Annotated in this window: 2 protein-coding genes; both read right to left on the reverse strand. The window is 61.8% G+C overall.

Annotation, left to right across the window (positions count from 1 at the left end):
* Positions 1-361 precede the first annotated feature (361 nt).
* Positions 362-853, reverse strand: coding sequence for a hypothetical protein (locus tag AOZ13_RS13510; protein ID WP_049934144.1), 492 nt, complete (start codon positions 851-853; stop codon positions 362-364).
* Between the two features lie 509 nt (positions 854-1362).
* The coding region (locus tag AOZ13_RS13515; protein ID WP_049934143.1) for a hypothetical protein at positions 1363-1776 on the reverse strand (414 nt) is incomplete at its 5' end.

Consider the following 1776-nt stretch of genomic DNA (forward strand, 5'->3'; position numbering starts at 1 on the left):
CTCGGGGTCGACAAACCATACTGCGGTCGCGGCGTATCTCGTTTAACCAACACGTCGCGCTTCCTTCGCACTGAGTTGGTTAAGGCAGATGAATCCAGATTCCTAACGGGTGTACGGATGTGATCTGCCTGTAGAACGAATATTTACACTTTGCACACGGGGTGTGGCTACGCGTCGATTACCACCTCCGAGAGTGCTTCCTCGAAGTAGCAGTCTGCACAGCGTTGGTCGCCGCGTGCGGCGTAGACCGGGTCTGCTGGCACCGCCTTGCAACTCGTACAGTAACCGAGGGCGGTTTTCGGGATTGGCTTCTCCCACGGCGGGGCGCGACGTCGACGACGAGTGGCCTCCCACACCATCGTCAGTAGTGGACGTCCGCAGGGACGATCCAGCGCTCTTGATTGCTGTCGAGAATCAGGTCGAGGCGCTCCCGGTCGCGAATTCCGTGTCCGTGTTCGTCGTAGAGGACGACTGACAGGCCACGGTACGCGCCGAGCTTGTGGCAGGCGTGCCGCACGAGGTTCTCGTCACGCATCACTGCCTCGTCGCTGAGCTTGGGTAGCGACTCCCGGACGTCGGCGAGGTTCTGCTCGAACTCCTCGACGGTCGCTTCCCAGCCCGCTTCGAGGAGTTCTTCGCCGGCGTCGGACTCGACCGGCGCGGCGGCCGGCCGCTCACCCCAGCGGGCTTGTCCAGCGCCCGTGACGTCCGTCTCGCCGAACGTGACGTAGTAGTCAAAGACGCCGTCGGCGTGCGGAGACACGCCGACCAGTCGGTCGAACGCCGACTGTCCCGCCGCAAGTGCTTCGTCTTCGCTCGATGCCTCCACCAGTGCGTAGATGAGCATATGCATCGCTGCGTCCGACGCACGCACACCGCACGGCGCGCGCCACCGCTCCTCGCGCGATAAACCCCACCGCTGTCGAGAGTGGGTCTCTGCCCTGTTCTCTCCGCTTTGGGGATATCCTCTATAGAGCCAAAAGGACGTTAGGTATCCAGTCCCTGAGAACTAGCTGCCCTCGGCTGGAGGCGTCGACTATCGGGATTTTCGCGTGGGGCGACCCCGGTGGTCGGAAATCCGGCCACGGCGGGCAACTCCGAGGGGGAGTTGCCGCTCCATCGGAACTGCTGGCCGCAGCCAGTGAATCGGAGCCCCATCTCCGGTTCGATGAGACGTATTCGGTTACCACAGTAAAGCATACTCATTACGATCATCTGCCGATTGAGTGAAAACGACGTCTATCCCGGCTAACAGCGACGTATTGTCAGGAACGACGTCGCCGCTCAATTAGTTCACCGCTGCCAAAATCCGGATCTGCCGACAGCCTTAGCCGATTCAATCGCTATCCTCGGAAGTTGTAGTCAGGGCTGGTTCGTTCCAGCGTTGATGTTGGTCATCGCCCCCTCGTCGAGTGCCTGCCGCCATAAGAGGTGAACGGTCCGGGCAACGAGGTCAACCGAGGGGTCTCCGAGACACGACGCCTCGACGTGGTCATCCGCGCTTGACGCGTCTGGCGGCGGGTGAAAGTGTCGGTCGTCGGGCGGTGCTGAGAAGTCGTGCGGGTGGAGATCCCACCGGAGGTTGCGCTCGGACGTATCCGAGTAATGAACGTTGTAGTCGTCCGCCGTCGTCCATCGAACCGTGAATATGGTTTCATCGGCCTCCGCGACGCCGTACGGAATCGTGAGCCGGAGTTCTCGGGGGTCGAGTCGGTTATCGACTGCTCCTGAAGCCGCCGGCTCGATGGCGACGAACGCGTCTCGAAACGCGTCGAG

This window comes from Halarchaeum acidiphilum MH1-52-1, from assembly GCF_000474235.1.
GTDB classification, from domain to species: domain Archaea; phylum Halobacteriota; class Halobacteria; order Halobacteriales; family Halobacteriaceae; genus Halarchaeum; species Halarchaeum acidiphilum.

What these genes read in the sequence shown, in the direction of transcription:
- AOZ13_RS13510 (WP_049934144.1), bottom strand. Translation starts at nt 853, where the DNA reads ATGCATATGCTCATCTACGCACTGGTGGAGGCATCGAGCGAAGACGAA.